We start from the raw sequence: 17,313 nt of genomic DNA on the forward strand, positions 1-17,313 counted from the left end.
GCGGGACGATCGTCATAGACTCGAAATTATCATCGTTTGGCAGAAAAAGGATAACAAAAATGACACATCCCATTATCGAAGCTCTGCGTGGCAACGAAGCTCGGTTCACTGAATTACGTCGCTATTTTCATCAGCATCCAGAAATTGGTTTTGAGGAGCACAACACGAGCGATCGCGTTGCAGCGCTGCTTCAGGAATGGGGATATGAGGTTCATCGCGGCCTGGCGAAAACCGGTGTGGTCGGCACACTGAAGGTGGGTAACGGGCATAAACGCCTGGGCCTGCGCGCCGATATGGATGCGCTGCCAATGCAGGAAAACAACGGCAAGGCGTGGAGCAGTACCGTTGAGGGTAAATTCCACGGCTGCGGTCATGACGGCCACACCACAACGCTCCTGTATGCAGCGGAGTACCTGGCACGCACCCGCAATTTTAACGGCACGCTGCACCTTATTTTTCAGCCCGCGGAAGAACTTCTTTATGGCGGACGCGTTATGGTAGAGGACGGTTTGTTTGACCTGTTCCCCTGCGACCACATCTTTGGTCTGCATAATATGCCGTCACAGCCCCTCGGAAAAATTGGTCTGCGCGATGGCGCCATGATGGCCTCTTCCGACACTCTTCATATTGAAGTTAACGGCGTGGGGGGGCACGGTGCGGTGCCAGAACATACCGTTGACGCCACCCTGGTTGCCTGCCATATCACTATCGCGTTGCAGTCGATAGTTTCGCGCAACATTACCCCTTTCCAGCCAGCCGTCGTTACCGTAGGCAGCATTCAGGCCGGACATGCCCCTAACATTATCAACGACAAAGTATTGATGAAACTTACCGTGCGCACGCTGGATGAACGCGTGCGGCAAACCGTGCTACAGCGTATCCATGATATCGCCGTTGCACAGGCGGAAAGTTTCAATGCGACGGCCACCATTCGACACATTAACGGCAGCCCGGTGCTGAAAAACAATCCGCAAGCCAATGAGATGGTGCGCAACGTCGCCATCGATCTGTTCGGTCAGGATGCCGTCGCGGAGGTGAATGCGTTTATGGGCAGCGAAGACTTTGCTTTTATGCTCGAGAAAAATCCCAATGGCTGCTATTTCACCCTTGGCGCCGGGGATGAGCCTGACCGCTGCATGGTACATAACCCGGGCTACGACTTTAACGACAACATTCTCCTCACCGGCGCGGCGCTGTGGGCCGCACTGACCGAACACTATCTGCACTGATTCGCACCTTCCCGGGAGGGCTGCACTATGAGTACCGTTTCCCTGACAGGCGCATCCGCCTACGCCGGTAACGATCGGCTGCTGGCGGGTATCGTCATGAGCGTTCTGACATTCTGGCTGTTTGCCCAGTCGGTTATCAACGTGGTTCCGGCCATGCAGAACAGCCTCGATATTGCCCTCGAAACCCTTACGCTGGCCGTCAGCCTGAGCGCGTTGTTCAGCGGCTGTTTTGTCGTTGCCTGCGGTGGGTTTGCCGATAAGTTTGGGCGCATGCGCCTGACCATGATTGGCCTGATCCTGAGCATGATCGGGAGTGGTCTGCTGTTCATTTCATGGGAGCCCGTCCTGTTTCTGTTGGGAAGAGCGATACAGGGGCTATCAGCGGCCTGCATCATGCCCGCCACGCTGGCGCTGATTAAAACCTGGTATGAAGGTAAAGCACGCCAGCGCGCAATCAGTTTCTGGGTTATCGGTTCATGGGGCGGGAGTGGCCTGAGCTCGTTTGTGGGAGGCGCCATCGCCACCACGCTGGGCTGGCGCTGGATTTTTATTCTGTCGATGGTGGTAGCGCTGGTCGCGCTATTGCTTATCCGCGCCACGCCGGAAAGCCGCAGCCCTGATGCGTGTCGACACAAACTGGATATCAGCGGCCTGGTGAGTTTTGTCCTTATGCTGGTGCTGTTCAATCTGTTTATCAGTAAAGGACACAGCTGGGGCTGGAGCAGCAGTTTATCGCTTCTTGTACTGTGTGGAGCCGTGATTGCACTGATGTGTTTTGTCGTTACCGGGCGGCGGAAAGGCGATGCGGCGCTGATCGATTTCGCCCTGTTTAAAAACCGGGCCTACAGCGCCTCGGTATTCTCAAATTTCCTGCTCAACGGCTGCATTGGCACCATGATGATCGCCAGCATCTGGTTGCAGCAAGGCCATCATCTGTCACCGCTACAGACCGGCATGATGACGCTGGGGTATCTGGTTACCGTACTGGCGATGATCCGGGTGGGTGAAAAACTGCTTCAGCGCTATGGCGCCAGGCTGCCGATGATGACCGGCCCGCTGCTGACCGCAACAGGTATTTCGCTGATTTCATGCACCTTCTTAAGCAAAGAGGTCTACATTGTCACCGTTTTTCTGAGCAATATTTTATTCGGGCTGGGGCTCGGATGTTACGCCACGCCCTCAACGGACACGGCGGTAATGAATGCCCCTGAAAACAAAGTGGGGGTGGCTTCAGGGATCTATAAGATGGGCAGTTCCCTGGGCGGCGCTATGGGGATCGCGGTCACCGCATCGCTGTACGCGCTATGGCTGCCGATGGGAACGGCCAGTGCCGCGCAGTATGCCTTGCTTTTCAACAGTGCGATTTGCCTTGGGTCGGCAGTCGTGACCTGGGCTTTACTGCCAACAACAAAAGCCCCGCGTTAAGCGGGGCCACAAAAGTATCAGGCAATGTTCAGATATTTGTGCGTCTGCATCGACAGCCGCCAGTTGCGGGCGATACAGGTTTCAATGCACAGACGGGTCGCATCGTCTTTCTGGCTGATAGGCTGTAGCGCGATAACGCGCTGCTTTTCGTCCGTCAGCGTCGCCAGCAGTTCGTCCAGCGCTTCGATGTCACGCACGCGCCCCACCGGATGTTTGATCTCATCAGCACGCTCAAGCGCCTGCGACAGTACGTCATACCCGCCACGCATATTCACTTTTGGTGAAACCGTGACCCACGTTGAATGGGAGCAGCGCACTTCATGGGTGCCGCTGGTTTCGATCTGACAGCTATAGCCGTTCTTCTCAAGCAGTTCGGTGAGCGGCATCAGATCGTGAATGCAGGGTTCCCCGCCGGTGATCACCACATGCCGCGCCGTCCAGCCCTGACGACCAATAATGGCAAGCAGATCTTCCGCGCTGCCCGCGCCCCATTTATCGCTCTCTTTGGTTTTCGCCAGAATGCTGAACAGCGACACTTCCCGATCTGCGAGCTTATCCCACGTATGTTTGGTATCACACCAGGCGCAGCCAACCGGGCATCCCTGTAAACGAATAAAGATAGCGGGAACGCCGGTAAAGTAACCCTCGCCTTGCAGGGTCTGGAACATCTCGTTAATCGGGTACTGCATAGTCAACTCTGTTAAGGGGATAAACGATAAGTATCGCAGATCCCCGTCAGATGATCATGCTCCATCGGTGCTTTGCGCGCCAATTGCCGCCATAAACCGTTCCGTAATTTGCTGCGGTCGGGTGATCGCCCCGCCGACGACAACCGTGTGCGCCCCCAGCGCCAGACACCTGGCCGCGCGATCGGGGGTATCCACGTTCCCTTCGGCAATCACAGGGATCGTGACGGCAGACAGCACCTCTTTCAAAAACGCGCAGTCATTTTCCGGTAGCGAATGGCCGGCGGTCTCCGCCGTATAACCGTAAAGGGTGGTTCCGACGCAATCAAACCCCAGCGCCTGCGCGGTCACAGCCTCCTGTACGGTGGCAATATCCGCCATCAGCAGCAGCGAAGGGTAACGGGCGCGGATCTGCGCGATCAACTTGTCCAGCGATCCGCCACCGGGCCGTTTCCGGGCGGTCGCATCCAGCGCAATGATGTCCGGCGCGACCGCCATCAGCTCATCCACTTCTTTGAGCGTCGCGGTAATGAACACCTCGCTATCCGGATAGTCACGTTTGATGATGCCGATGACCGGCAGTGAGACCAGCCCTTTGATAGCCTCGATATCCACCACGCTATTGGCGCGGATCGCCGCGGCTCCGCCCTGGGCCGCCGCCAGCGCCATTCGCGACATAATAAACGGGCTGTGCAGCGGTTCGTTTTCCAGCGCCTGGCAGGAGACGACCAGTTTTCCTTTCAGGTTATCCAGTACAGTTTTCATTACGATAAAATCTCTTCCACTTCGTTTTTGATAATGGTGACGTGCGGGCCATAGATGACCTGGACACCGTTGCCGCGGACGATTACGCCGCGCGCGCCGGTCGCTTTCAGTGCAGATTCATTGACTTTGCTACCGTCTTTCACCGTGACGCGAAGGCGCGTGGCGCAGCAGTCAACGTCATCCAGATTGTCTTTTCCTCCCAGCCCGGCGATCACCGCCGCGGCGCGCTCGCTTTGCGGCAGGGTAGCCTCGTCAGCCAACGCCTCCTTTTCACGGCCCGGCGTGGCAAAATCAAAACGTTTGATCAGATAGCGGAAGGTACAGTAGTAAAGGAAGAACCACGGTACGCCCACCAGCGGGACGAACATCCAGTTAGTTTTCGCTTCCCCCTGCAAAATGCCGAACAGCACGAAATCAATAAACCCGCCGGAGAATGTTTGTCCGATGGTGATGTGCAGCATGTGCGCGAGCATAAACGCCAGCCCGTCAAACAGCGCATGAATGACGTACAGCACCGGGGCAATAAACAGGAATGAGAACTCTATGGGCTCGGTAATTCCCGTCAGGAATGAGGTTAACGCCGCAGAGAGCAGCAGCCCGGCGACGCGCTTCTTATTCTCCGGCCTGGCCGTGTGGTACATCGCCAGACACGCGCCGAGCAGACCAAACATCATGGTAATAAAGCGCCCGGACATGAAGCGCGACGTGCCCTCATAGAAATGCTGCGTGTTCGGATCGGCGAGCTGGGCGAAGAAGATCCGCTGCGTGCCCTCAACCAGGTGACCGTTAACAATTTCACTGCCGCCAAGCGCGGTGGTCCAGAACGGAAGATAGAAGATGTGGTGCAGACCAAACGGGCCAAGCATGCGCAGGATGAAGCCGTACAGCAACGTCCCCAGATAGCCGGTGGCATCCACCAGCCCGCCGAGGCCAAAGATCAGCTTCTGAAAATGCGGCCAGACCACGGTCATCAGCGCGCCGACGAGTATCGCCGCCAGCGAGCTGATAATGGGAACGAAGCGTGAGCCGCCAAAAAAGCCCAGAAATTGCGGAAGCGCGATTTTATTAAACCGATGATGCAGTGCGCAGGTCACCAGCCCAATAACTACCCCACCAAATACGCCCGTTTCAAGCGTCTGAATACCCAGCGTCATGCCCTGCCCTACGGCGCCCGGGTTGTCATGCGCCAGTTTTCCAGTCAGGATCAGCAGCGCATTGATAGTGGCATTCATCACCAGATAAGCGAGCAACGCCGCCAGCCCTGCCGTGCCTTTATCATTTTTCGCCAGCCCAACGGCGACCCCAACAGCAAACAGTACCGACAGGTTTGCAAACACAATCGAGCCTGCGCTGCTCATGATGGTAAAGATGGCCTGTAGCCAGCCAACGTCTAAAAATGGATACGCGGTAAGCGTATTCGGATTCGATAGCGCCCCGCCAATCCCTAGCAACAGACCTGCTGCGGGCAGTATGGCGATAGGTAACATAAAGGATTTGCCAAAGCGTTGCGCTTTTTCAAACCATCCGCCGGAAGACGCTCCGCTGAACATTTGCATCATTTTTTTATCCCTCTGGTTATTGATGAAAATTTTTACCACATATATTTTCAATTGTGAAAATTAACACCAAAAACCAGGACGCCGATCATACTTTTTCGAAATGACTGGCATCTCTCCCCCGCTTTCCGCCACACTAGTTGGCAGAGAAACGCATTAAGGATCTAGCATGTCGGACCATGAAAACCTGCTGCTGAAGCTACGCCAGGAGGCTTCCGGGTACAGCCCAACACAACAAAAACTGGGGGAGTTTGTCCTCAACGATCCTGCCAGAGTGCTCTACCTGACGATCACCGAGCTGGCGCGTGAAAGCGGCACCAGCGAGGCCAGCGTCACACGCCTTTGCCGCACGCTGGGCTGTAAGGGATATAACGAATTTAAAATGGCGCTTGCACTGGATATTCAGCAGGGTTTGCCGGAGCGTCAGGCAGGAGATGCGATAGATAACGTGGTGGATGAGTCCGTCCAGGCGCTGCAAGATACCGCAAAACTCCTCGACCGGGCCCAGCTTGAACAGGCGACACTGGCCCTGCATCAGGCGCAGTCAGTGCAAATTTACGGAGTGGCGGCCAGCGCAATTCTGGGGGAGTATTTGCATTACAAGCTGCTGCGACTCGGCAAACCTGCACAGCTGTTTAGCGATATGCATCGCGCCGCCATGAATGCGACGACGCTCTCGAAAGAGACGCTGGTGGTGGCCATCTCAAGTTCCGGCTCTACACGGGATCTGCTTCACGTGGTGAAACTCGCCCGCAAGCGGGGCGTTAAGGTACTGGCGCTCAGCAATACGCCTCGCAGCCCGCTGGCCTCCCTGAGCGATTTACAGCTGGTTGCAGCCAAGCCCGAGGGACCGCTGAGCGCGGGTGCGCTCAATGCCAAGGTTGGCGTGATGCTGCTGATTGAACTGCTAACCACTTCCCTTATTGCAGTAGACGGCCATTACGGTGACGTTAGCCAGCAAACGGCAAGCGCCACGTTGCCGCTTCTGCTATAGAAAACAAAAAACCCGCCGAAGCGGGTTTTTTCATAAGAACGAAGGTTCAGGCTTATGCCTGGCCTTTGATCTCTTTACGACCGTTGTAAGGTGCTTTTTCGCCCAGCGCTTCTTCGATACGAATCAGCTGGTTGTATTTAGCAACACGGTCAGAACGGCTCATAGAACCGGTTTTGATCTGGCCAGCAGCGGTACCAACAGCCAGGTCAGCGATGGTAGCATCTTCAGTTTCGCCAGAACGGTGAGAGATAACCGCGGTGTAGCCAGCGTCTTTCGCCATTTTGATCGCAGCCAGCGTTTCGGTCAGAGAACCGATCTGGTTGAATTTGATCAGGATGGAGTTAACGATGCCTTTCTCGATGCCTTCTTTCAGGATCTTGGTGTTGGTTACGAACAGATCGTCACCAACCAGCTGGATTTTGTCGCCCAGTACTTTGGTCTGGTATGCGAAACCATCCCAGTCAGACTCGTCCAGACCGTCTTCAATAGAAACGATTGGGTACTGTTTGGTCAGGTCTTCCAGGAAGTGGGTGAACTCTTCGGAGGTGAACGCTTTGTTGCCTTCGCCAGCCAGAACGTATTTACCGTCTTTGTAGAATTCAGATGCTGCGCAGTCCATCGCCAGGGTGATGTCTTTGCCCAGCTCGTAGCCTGCTGCTTTAACCGCTTCAGCGATAACAGCCAGTGCTTCTGCGTTAGAACCCAGGTTTGGCGCGTAGCCGCCTTCGTCACCAACAGCCGTGTTCATGCCTTTAGCTTTCAGAACTTTAGCCAGGTTGTGGAACACTTCAGAACCCATACGTACCGCTTCTTTCAGGGTTTTCGCGCCAACTGGCTGAATCATGAATTCCTGAATATCAACGTTGTTGTCTGCGTGCTCACCACCGTTGATGATGTTCATCATTGGTACAGGCATGGAGTATTTGCCTGGGGTGCCGTTCAGTTCAGCGATGTGCTCGAACAGTGGCATGCCTTTAGCTGCCGCTGCCGCTTTGGCGTTCGCCAGGGAAACGGCCAGGATTGCGTTCGCACCGAAGTTAGATTTGTTTTCAGTACCGTCCAGATCGATCATGATCTTGTCGATGCCAGCCTGATCTTTAGCATCTTTGCCAACGATAGCCTGAGCAATAGGACCGTTAACAGCGCCAACCGCTTTCAGTACGCCTTTGCCCATGAAACGGGATTTGTCGCCATCACGCAGTTCCAGCGCTTCGCGGGAACCTGTAGAAGCACCTGATGGAGCCGCTGCCATACCGACGAAACCACCTTCCAGATGAACTTCAGCTTCAACGGTCGGGTTACCACGGGAGTCGATGATTTCACGACCGATGACTTTAACGATTTTGGACATTAGATTTTCCTCAGTACAAGTTAAACTAAAACTCCAGACAAACAACGCGTACCAAGGGTACGCGTTGCCGTTCTAACTTTTTTTACTTCGCCTGACGCTTCTGGTACTCGCTGGCGGCTTTCACGAAGCCTGCAAACAGCGGATGCCCGTCACGCGGCGTTGAAGTAAATTCCGGGTGGAATTGGCAGGCCACGAACCACGGATGGTTAGGCACTTCGATGATCTCGACTAACTGATCATCCCCGGAACGGCCCGCAACACGCAGACCCGCAGCTTCAATTTGTTTCAACAACATGTTGTTGACTTCATAGCGGTGACGATGGCGTTCGGTGATGACCGGTTCGCCGTACAGCTTGCGTACTACGCTATCGTCGGACAGCTGGCAGGCCTGTGCGCCAAGACGCATGGTGCCACCCAGATCGCTCTTCTCGGTACGGACTTCGACGTTACCGTCTTCGTCGCGCCATTCCGTAATCAGCGCCACAACAGGGTACTTACAGTCTGGCACAAATTCCGTAGAGTTCGCGTTTTCCATTCCCGCTACGTTGCGCGCAAATTCAATCAGCGCAACCTGCATACCCAGGCAGATACCGAGGTATGGAATATTGTTTTCACGCGCATAGCGTGCAGTGGCGATCTTGCCTTCAACACCACGGTAGCCGAAGCCGCCAGGGATGAGGATAGCATCCAGATCTTTAAGAATTTCAACGCCGCGCGTCTCCACATCCTGCGAATCAATCAGCTTGATGTTCACAGAGACGCGATTCTTCAGACCGCCGTGTTTCAGCGCTTCGATAACGGACTTATAGGCATCCGGCAGTTCGATGTACTTGCCGACCATACCGATAGTCACTTCGCCGCCCGGATTGGCTTCTTCGTAAATCACCTGCTCCCATTCAGACAGGTTAGCTTCCGGACAGTTCAAGCTGAATCGTTTACAAATATAATCGTCCAGACCCTGTGATTTCAACAGGCCCGGGATTTTATAAATGGAATCGACATCTTTCATTGAAATAACGGCTTTTTCAGGCACGTTACAGAATAATGCAATTTTCGCGCGTTCGTTCGCCGGAATCGCGCGATCGGAACGGCAAACCAGGATGTCAGGCTGAATACCGATGGAGAGCAGCTCTTTAACAGAGTGCTGAGTCGGTTTGGTTTTCACTTCACCTGCTGCCGCCATGTAAGGCACCAGCGTCAGGTGCATGAACAGCGCGTGCTCACGACCAATATCTACCGCCAGCTGACGAATCGCTTCGAGGAACGGCAGGGATTCGATATCCCCTACGGTACCGCCGATTTCAACCAGCACAACGTCGTGCCCTTCGCCACCGGCAAGAACACGCTCTTTAATGGCGTTAGTGATGTGTGGGATGACCTGCACGGTCGCGCCCAGGTAGTCACCACGGCGCTCTTTACGCAGAACGTCAGAGTAGATACGGCCAGTCGTAAAGTTGTTACGACGGGTCATTTTGGTACGGATGAAACGCTCGTAGTGGCCAAGATCCAGATCGGTTTCAGCGCCGTCTTCAGTAACGAACACTTCCCCGTGTTGGGTTGGGCTCATGGTGCCAGGATCGACGTTGATGTACGGATCCAGTTTCATCATGGTCACATTGAGGCCACGGGCTTCAAGAATGGCTGCGAGGGAGGCTGCGGCAATGCCTTTACCCAGAGAGGATACGACCCCGCCGGTCACAAAAATATAGTTCGTTGTCATGCTGAACCTGAGAAGTTAGGGTGAAACGATGGAATAACCAGGACGGGAAAGTAGTATACCCGAACACGACGAGCGCCACAAACTTTCATTCTCCGTCTCCACTCCAGGCCATGACAAACATAAGGAGTGAGAAAATAGCCCCTTTTGAGTAAATGTTTTTGACGCAAATCAAGCGCTTGTCATTTAAAAAATCACACAAACTGCGCTTGATCGCAAAATCTCGTTAGAGATCATGTTCCTGGCGTTTTACTTCCTGCCAGACTTCTTCCATCGCGTCGAGGTCAATCCCGCTCATTTCCAGGCCGCGCGAAGCGACAATCCGCTCAACTTCGCGAAAGCGACGTTCGAATTTAATGTTCGCTTTTTGCAGGGCGGTTTCCGCTTTTACACCGAGGTGCCGCGAAAGGTTGACGGTCGCAAACAGCAGATCGCCCATCTCCTCTTCCAGCTTTGCTTCATCCACAACGGCCTGCTGCGCTTCATGCATCACTTCGTCGATCTCTTCGTGCACTTTTTCCAGCACCGGGCCGAGAGAGGTCCAGTCAAACCCTACCGCCGAGCAGCGCTTTTGAATTTTGTGCGCCCGCATCAGCGCGGGAAGGTTCAGGGGAATGTCGTCCAGCGCCGAGTGCTGGGATTTTTCAGCGCGTTCGGCGCTTTTGATCTGCTCCCAGCGCGCCAGCACTTCCGCACTGTTGCCTGCGGAGGCATCGCCAAAAATATGCGGATGACGACGCTCCAGCTTGTCGCTGATAGCGGCGCAGATATCGTCAAAGTTAAAGCGCCCCTCTTCCTGCGCCATCTGCGCGTAGAACACCACCTGGAACAGCAGGTCGCCCAGCTCACCGCGCAGATCGTCGAAGTCTTCGCGCGAAATCGCGTCCAGCACTTCGTAGGTCTCTTCCAGGGTGTAAGGCGCAATGGTGGCGAAAGTCTGCTCTTTATCCCACGGGCAGCCGTTTTCCGGATCGCGCAGGCGTTTCATGATGCCAAGCAGGCGGTCGATTTGAGTCATAACAGATTCCATTAAATGCCTGAGCCGGGTGGCGGCGTTGCCTTACCCGGCCTACAGAAGAGGATGTTTAGCCGCCGTGCAGACGACGCGCGTCAATCACATCCGGCACCTGGTTCAGTTTGCCGAGTACGCGGCCCAGCACCTGAAGGTTATAGATTTCGATAGTCATATCGATGGTGGCAAGCTGCTCGCGGGTATCGCTGCGGCTGGCAACGCCCAGCACGTTGACCTTCTCGTTGGCGAGAATGGTGGTGATGTCGCGCAGCAGGCCGCTGCGGTCGTTGGCGGTGACGCGTACCACCAGCGAGTAACCCGCCGAGTAACTCTCCCCCCAGACGGCTTCCACGATCCGTTCCGGCGCATGCGATTGCAGCTCTGCAAGCTGATCGCAGTCGGAGCGGTGAATCGAGATCCCGCGCCCCTGGGTGATAAAGCCGACAATATCGTCTCCCGGGATCGGCTGGCAGCAGCGGGCAATATGGTGCATGAGGTTACCCACCCCTTCAACCACCACGCGGCCATTGTCCTTGCTGCGCTGCTGCGGAGCATAGGTTTTCTGCTGGAGTTGTTTCAGCGCCGCCGCATCCTGCTCCGCTGCGCTTGGCTTGTTGAACTGCGCTTGCAGGAAGTTCACCATCTGGTTCAGGCGGATATCGCCGCCGCCAATCGCCGCTAACAGTTCGTCGAGCTCGTTGAAGTTGTAGCGCGGCAGCAGGAATTTCTCCGCCTCTTTCAGGCTGATGCCAATATGTTCCAGCTCGTCGTCCAGGATCTGGCGACCGGCAAGGATGTTCTTGTCACGATCCTGCTTGCGGAACCAGGCGTGGATTTTAGAGCGCCCACGGCTGGTGGTAACGTAACCGAGGTTCGGATTCAGCCAGTCGCGGCTTGGGTTTGGCTGCTTCTGGGTGATGATTTCAATCTGATCGCCCATCTGGAGCTGGTAGGTAAACGGTACGATACGTCCGCCGATCTTCGCCCCGATGCAACGGTGTCCCACATCGCTGTGGATATGGTAGGCGAAATCGAGCGGCGTGGAGCCTGCCGGCAAATCAACCACGTCCCCTTTCGGGGTAAAGACGTAGACGCGATCGTCGAAGACCTGACTGCGCACTTCGTCGAGCATTTCGCCGGAGTCAGCCATCTCTTCCTGCCACGCAATCAGCTTACGCAGCCAGGCGATACGATCCTCGTGACCGGAGCGACCGCCGCCGGAGGTACCCTCTTTGTATTTCCAGTGCGCCGCCACGCCCAGCTCGGCGTCTTCGTGCATCTGTTTGGTACGGATCTGAATTTCCACCGTTTTGCCGCCAGGGCCGAGCACCACGGTATGAATAGACTGATAGCCGTTTGGTTTGGGGTTGGCGACGTAGTCATCGAACTCATCCGGCAGATGGCGGAAGTGAGTATGTACTATCCCCAGTGCGGCATAACAGTCCTGGAGACGCTCCGCCACGATACGTACGGCGCGCACGTCAAACAGTTCGTCAAAGGCGAGGTGTTTCTTCTGCATTTTGCGCCAGATGCTGTAGATGTGCTTCGGACGCCCGTAGACCTCGGCGCGCACATTCTCCTCTTTCATCGACTGGCGCAGCCCGCTGACAAATTCCTCGATATAGTGCTCGCGGTCAATGCGGCGTTCGTGCAGCAGTTTTGCAATGCGTTTGTATTCCGCCGGATGCAGATAGCGGAAGCAGTAATCTTCCAGCTCCCACTTCAGTTGCCCAATACCCAGACGGTTCGCCAGCGGCGCATAGATATTCGTACACTCTTTGGCGGCCAGGACGCGCTCGTCTTCCGGCGCATCCTTCACTTCACGCAGATGGGCAACCCGTTCGGCCAGCTTGATAACCACGCAGCGGAAATCATCTACCATCGCCAGCAGCATGCGGCGGACGTTATCCACCTGCTCGGAAGAGACAGAGTCCGTTTGCGCGGCTTTAAGCTGACGAATGGCTGCCATATCACGCACGCCGTGGATGAGCGCCACGACGGACTGGCCGACGCTTTCACGCAAGACGTCTTCCGTCACCACGTCGGCGTCCGCCAGGGGGAACAGCAGTGCGGCCTGTAGCGTTTCGATGTCCATGTTCAGCATGGAGAGAATTTCAACCATCTCCACGCCGCGCCACAACAGCAGTTCAGCGTCCGGATGCCCCTGCGTTGTGCGTAAACAATAGGCCCAGGTTTCGGTTAAGCGTTCACACGACTGCTGGCTGGAAATCCCCAGACTTGCGATCCATTTTTGAGGGTCAAACTCACCAGCTTTATTTAAATGTGCACTTCTTACCGCAACCATCGTCCTCTCCTTTAGGGACAAGGGCCTGTCGAAGTCGACAAGCCAAACTCATTAGATGTGCTCGAACAACACCATCGATTCCAGATGACCAGTGTGCGGGAACATGTCCAGCATTGCCAGACGCCGAATCTGGTAACCCCCGCTCAATAATGCTTCGCTGTCACGGGCAAGCGTCGCCGGGTTACAGGAAACATAGACCACGCGTTCAGGCGCGAGTTTAATTATATGCTGCATCACGCCCGGCGCACCTGCGCGCGCCGGATCGAGCAGGATCTTATCAAAGCCCTGCTTAGCCCACGGTTGCCGAGTGACATCATCCTCAAGATTTTGATGAAAGAATGTCACATTTTGCAAACCGTTCTGTTGGGCGTTCTCCTGGCCTTTCGCCACCAGCGCCTCAACGCCTTCCACCCCGACCACGCTGGCTGCTTTGCGGGCCAGCGGCAGGGTAAAGTTCCCCATGCCGCAGAACAGATCTAGCACCCGGTCAGTGGGCTTTACGTCCAGCCACGCCAGCGCGTTCGCCACCATCTGCTGGTTCACGCCGTCGTTAACCTGGATAAAATCCCGCGGGCTGAACGTTAAGCGTAGCCCGTCTGACGCATACCAGGGCGCTTCTCCGCTGACCTGCTCAAGTATCTCGCTTTGCGGCGCGAGGAAAAGCGCAAGCTCATGAGAATGCGAAAAGCGTTCCAGTTTTTCGCGATCCGCCGTTGACAGCGGCGCGGTGTGGCGCAGCACCATCAGCGGGCCACTGTTGGCCAGCACCAGTTCGACATGGCCCAGCGAACGCACGCCATCCAGCGATGCAAGACAGTGGTGCACGTCCGGGAGCAACGCCTCAAGATGGGGCACCAAAACAGGGCACTGCGTGACAGAGACGATATCGCTGGAGCCGGCTTTGCGAAAACCCATCTCCAGCCGCTCGGTTTTGGGCTGGTAGCTGAGGCTCAGGCGAGCGCGGCGACGGTAGCCCCAGGGCCGATCGGCAATGATGTCATTCACGTCGTGTCCGACCAGGCGGGCCAGCGCGCTGCTTTTACTTTTTTGCTGTAATTCTGTGCTGGCATGCTGTTGCTGGCAGCCACCGCAGACGCCAAAATGGGGGCAGCGAGGCGTCACGCGCTCCGGGCTATCATTAAGACGGCGCTTGACCTGACCGCGCGCATACTGACGTTTGTCTTCCGTCAGCGTAATATCTGCGCGTTCTCCTGGCAGCAAACCTGTGATAAACAGTGTCTTACCCTTGTGACGCGCCACCCCCTGTCCAAAAGGATCGAGGTCCGTGGCTTCAACAGTTATGATCTGACGCGTCGTCACGCGTCGTTTTGCAGAGTAGAATTGCGCCATCGCCGAGATTGTTCTCAAATAAACATAATTAGCCTGATTGTCCCATAACGGAACTCCATGACCAACTACAGCCTGCGCGCGCGCATGATGATTTTGATCCTCGCTCCTACCGTTCTCATCGGTTTGCTGCTGAGCATTTTCTTTGTGGTGCATCGCTATAACGATTTGCAGAGACAGCTTGAAGATGCCGGGGCCAGCATTATCGAACCGCTGGCCGTCTCCAGCGAGTACGGTATGAACCTGCAAAACCGTGAATCCATTGGTCAGTTAATCAGCGTGCTGCACCGCCGTCATTCAGAGATCGTGCGCGCCATTTCCGTTTATGATGAGCATAACCGTCTGTTCGTCACCTCGAATTTCCATCTGGACCCCACGTCGCTGAAAATCCCGGAAGGTACCCCCTTCCCGCGTCATCTTACGGTGTTGCGGCGCGGCGATATCATGATCCTGCGCACGCCGATTATCTCCGAAAGTTATTCACCCGACGAATCCGCCCAGTCCGATGCGAAGTCCAGCAATAATATGCTGGGATATGTGGCGCTGGAGCTGGATCTCAAGTCGGTGCGGCTCCAGCAGTACAAAGAAATTTTCATCTCCGGCGTGATGATGCTGTTCTGCATCGGCATCGCGCTGATCTTCGGCTGGCGACTGATGCGCGACGTCACGGGGCCTATCCGCAACATGGTGAATACCGTTGACCGGATCCGCCGGGGTCAGCTCGACAGCCGCGTGGAAGGCTTTATGCTCGGCGAGCTGGATATGCTGAAAAATGGCATCAACTCAATGGCGATGTCGCTGGCGGCTTATCACGAAGAGATGCAGCACAACGTTGACCAGGCCACCTCTGACCTGCGCGAAACGCTGGAGCAGATGGAGATCCAGAACGTGGAGCTGGATCTGGCGAAAAAACGTGCGCAGGAGGCGGCACGTATTAAGTCTGAGTTCCTGGCGAACATGTCGCACGAGCTGCGCACGCCGCTGAACGGGGTGATTGGCTTCACCCGTCTGACGCTCAAAAGCGAGCTGAACCCGACCCAGCGTGACCATCTGCATACCATTGAACGCTCAGCCAACAACCTGCTGACCATTATTAACGACGTACTGGACTTCTCGAAGCTGGAAGCGGGCAAGCTGATTCTGGAGAGTATCCCCTTCCCGCTGCGCAGCACGCTGGATGACGTGGTCACGCTTCTTGCCCACTCATCGCATGATAAGGGACTGGAGCTGACGCTCAATATTAAAAATGATGTGCCGGATAACGTCATTGGCGACCCGCTGCGCCTGCAACAGGTCATTACCAATCTGGTGGGCAACGCGATTAAGTTCACCGAGAGCGGCAACATCGACATTCTCGTTGAAAAAAGGGCGCTCAGTAATAACAAAGTCCAGATTGAAGTACAGATCCGGGATACCGGCATTGGTATTCCGGAGCGCGATCAGACGCGTCTGTTCCAGGCTTTCCGCCAGGCCGATGCGAGCATTTCCCGTCGTCACGGCGGAACGGGCCTGGGGCTGGTGATCACCCAAAAGCTGGTGAAAGAGATGGGAGGCGATATCTCCTTCCACAGCCAGCCTAACCGGGGCTCAACCTTCTGGTTCCATATCAACCTTGATCTTAACCCGAACGTGCAGACCGACGGCCCGCTCACCGGCTGCCTGAAAGGGATGCGTCTGGCCTATGTGGAACCGAACGCCGCGGCGGCGCAGTGTACGCTGGATGTATTAAGCAGCACGCCGCTGGAGGTCATCTACAGCCCGACCTTCTCCGCGCTGGCGAACGATCATTACGATATTCTTTTGTTAGGGATTCCGGTGACGTTTACCGGAGAACTGACCATGCAGCAGGAACGCCTGGCGAAGGCGGCCTCAATGACGGATTACCTGCTGCTGGCGCTGCCGTGCCACGCCCAAATCAACGCCGAAGAGCTGAAAAACGACGGAGCGGCGGCGTGTCTGCTAAAACCCCTCACCGCCACACGGCTGTTACCTGCGTTGACCGAATATTGCCGTCTGACGCATCAGTCCCTGCCGCTGGAAAACGATGAACATAAACTGCCGATGACGGTGATGGCCGTGGACGACAACCCGGCGAACCTGAAGCTGATTGGCGTGCTGCTTGAGGATCAGGTTCAGCACGTTGAGCTGTGTACCAGCGGCGCCGAAGCCGTGGAACAAGCCAAACAGATGCAGTTCGACCTGATCCTGATGGATATTCAGATGCCGGGCATGGATGGCATCCGCGCCTGCGAGTTGATTCGTCAGCTTCCGCACCAGCAGCAGACGCCGGTGATTGCCGTGACGGCGCACGCGATGGCGGGGCAAAAGGAGAAACTGCTGGGTGCGGGCATGAACGATTATCTGGCAAAACCGATCGATGAAGAGAAGCTGCACAGCCTGCTGCTGCGCTACAAGCCGGGGCACATTGGCGGGACATACACCATTACAGCTGAATCGCCGGAGATCAGCGTTAACCAGAATGCCACGTTTGACTGGCAACTGGCGCTGCGCCAGGCGGCGGGCAAACCCGATCTGGCCCGCGATATGCTGCAAATGCTGGTGGACTTCCTGCCTGAGATCCGTAACAAGGTTGAAGAACAGCTGGTGGGTGAAAACCCCGAAGGACTGCTGGAAGCCATTCATAAACTGCACGGCAGCTGCGGCTACAGCGGCGTACCGCGGTTGAAAAATCTCTGCCAGCTGCTTGAACAGCAACTCCGCGCGGGTACGCCAGAATCCGATCTCGAACCGGAGTTCCTGGAGCTGCTGGACGAGATGGACAACGTGACGCGGGAAGCAATGAAGGTGTTGGGGAGCTAAGACCAAAGCCCGGTGGCGCTTCGGTATGAACCGGAAACATGGGTAACACTTTAGACCGGATACATGGGTAACAGTTATAACTGGCATAGAAGAGGAGACTCGCTAT

Annotated in this window: 12 protein-coding genes; 4 read left to right on the forward strand and 8 right to left on the reverse strand. The window is 55.8% G+C overall.

What is annotated here, in order from left to right; genetic code table 11:
• Positions 1-59: 59 nt before the first annotated feature.
• Positions 60-1,229 (forward strand): M20 aminoacylase family protein, encoded by a 1,170-nt coding sequence (locus ACNQ0W_RS11615; RefSeq protein WP_062933861.1) that lies wholly within the window; start codon positions 60-62, stop codon positions 1,227-1,229.
• Positions 1,230-1,256: 27 nt separating this feature from the next.
• Positions 1,257-2,654 carry an MFS transporter gene (locus tag ACNQ0W_RS11620; protein ID WP_032102901.1) on the forward strand — a complete coding sequence of 466 codons (1,398 nt, stop codon included), beginning with the start codon at positions 1,257-1,259 and terminating at the stop codon, positions 2,652-2,654.
• Positions 2,655-2,671: 17 nt separating this feature from the next.
• Here ACNQ0W_RS11620 and queE read toward each other — a convergent pair whose 3' ends face one another.
• From queE to ACNQ0W_RS11635, 3 genes are read right to left on the reverse strand one after another with little or no spacing between them, the layout of a single operon-like run.
• The gene (gene queE, locus ACNQ0W_RS11625; RefSeq protein WP_006811780.1) at positions 2,672-3,343 is read right to left on the reverse strand and encodes a 7-carboxy-7-deazaguanine synthase QueE; all 672 of its coding nucleotides are present in this window, start codon (positions 3,341-3,343) and stop codon (positions 2,672-2,674) included.
• 54 nt (positions 3,344-3,397) lie between these two features.
• Positions 3,398-4,105 carry an N-acetylmannosamine-6-phosphate 2-epimerase gene (locus ACNQ0W_RS11630; RefSeq protein WP_062933862.1) on the reverse strand — a complete coding sequence of 236 codons (708 nt, stop codon included), beginning with the start codon at positions 4,103-4,105 and terminating at the stop codon, positions 3,398-3,400.
• Entirely contained in the window at positions 4,105-5,664 is a 1,560-nt protein-coding gene (locus ACNQ0W_RS11635) for a maltose/glucose-specific PTS transporter subunit IIC (RefSeq protein ID WP_023304337.1), read from the reverse strand. Before ACNQ0W_RS11635 ends, ACNQ0W_RS11630 begins: the two co-directional genes overlap by 1 nt.
• A 166-nt stretch (positions 5,665-5,830) precedes the next feature.
• On the opposite strand from ACNQ0W_RS11635, the gene ACNQ0W_RS11640 reads away from it, so the two are divergent.
• Positions 5,831-6,655, forward strand: coding sequence for a MurR/RpiR family transcriptional regulator (locus ACNQ0W_RS11640; protein ID WP_062933863.1), 825 nt, complete (start codon positions 5,831-5,833; stop codon positions 6,653-6,655).
• Between the two features lie 52 nt (positions 6,656-6,707).
• Here the strand turns inward: ACNQ0W_RS11640 and eno are convergent, their stop codons facing one another.
• From eno to rlmD, 5 genes are all read right to left on the reverse strand, one after another.
• Positions 6,708-8,006: a phosphopyruvate hydratase gene (eno, locus tag ACNQ0W_RS11645; RefSeq protein WP_006811784.1), complete on the reverse strand. Its 1,299-nt coding sequence runs from the start codon at positions 8,004-8,006 to the stop codon at positions 6,708-6,710.
• Positions 8,007-8,088: 82 nt separating this feature from the next.
• Positions 8,089-9,726: a glutamine hydrolyzing CTP synthase gene (pyrG, locus tag ACNQ0W_RS11650; RefSeq protein WP_003862718.1), complete on the reverse strand. Its 1,638-nt coding sequence runs from the start codon at positions 9,724-9,726 to the stop codon at positions 8,089-8,091.
• A gap of 223 nt (positions 9,727-9,949) precedes the next feature.
• Complete coding sequence (gene mazG, locus ACNQ0W_RS11655; protein ID WP_003862720.1) at positions 9,950-10,741, reverse strand: nucleoside triphosphate pyrophosphohydrolase; 792 nt, start codon at positions 10,739-10,741, stop codon at positions 9,950-9,952.
• A 67-nt stretch (positions 10,742-10,808) separates the two neighbouring features.
• Entirely contained in the window at positions 10,809-13,040 is a 2,232-nt protein-coding gene (relA, locus tag ACNQ0W_RS11660; RefSeq protein WP_003862722.1) for a GTP diphosphokinase, read from the reverse strand.
• A gap of 51 nt (positions 13,041-13,091) precedes the next feature.
• The gene (rlmD, locus tag ACNQ0W_RS11665) at positions 13,092-14,390 is read right to left on the reverse strand and encodes a 23S rRNA (uracil(1939)-C(5))-methyltransferase RlmD (protein ID WP_039269894.1); all 1,299 of its coding nucleotides are present in this window, start codon (positions 14,388-14,390) and stop codon (positions 13,092-13,094) included.
• Positions 14,391-14,447: 57 nt separating this feature from the next.
• On the opposite strand from rlmD, the gene barA reads away from it, so the two are divergent.
• Positions 14,448-17,207, forward strand: a complete 2,760-nt coding sequence (gene barA / locus ACNQ0W_RS11670; protein WP_062933864.1) for a two-component sensor histidine kinase BarA — start codon at positions 14,448-14,450, stop codon at positions 17,205-17,207.
• The last annotated feature ends 106 nt before the right edge of the window (positions 17,208-17,313 follow it).

This window comes from Enterobacter cloacae complex sp. 6730903 (genome assembly GCF_048283985.1).
In the GTDB taxonomy this organism is placed as follows: Bacteria; Pseudomonadota; Gammaproteobacteria; order Enterobacterales; family Enterobacteriaceae; genus Enterobacter; species Enterobacter hormaechei_C.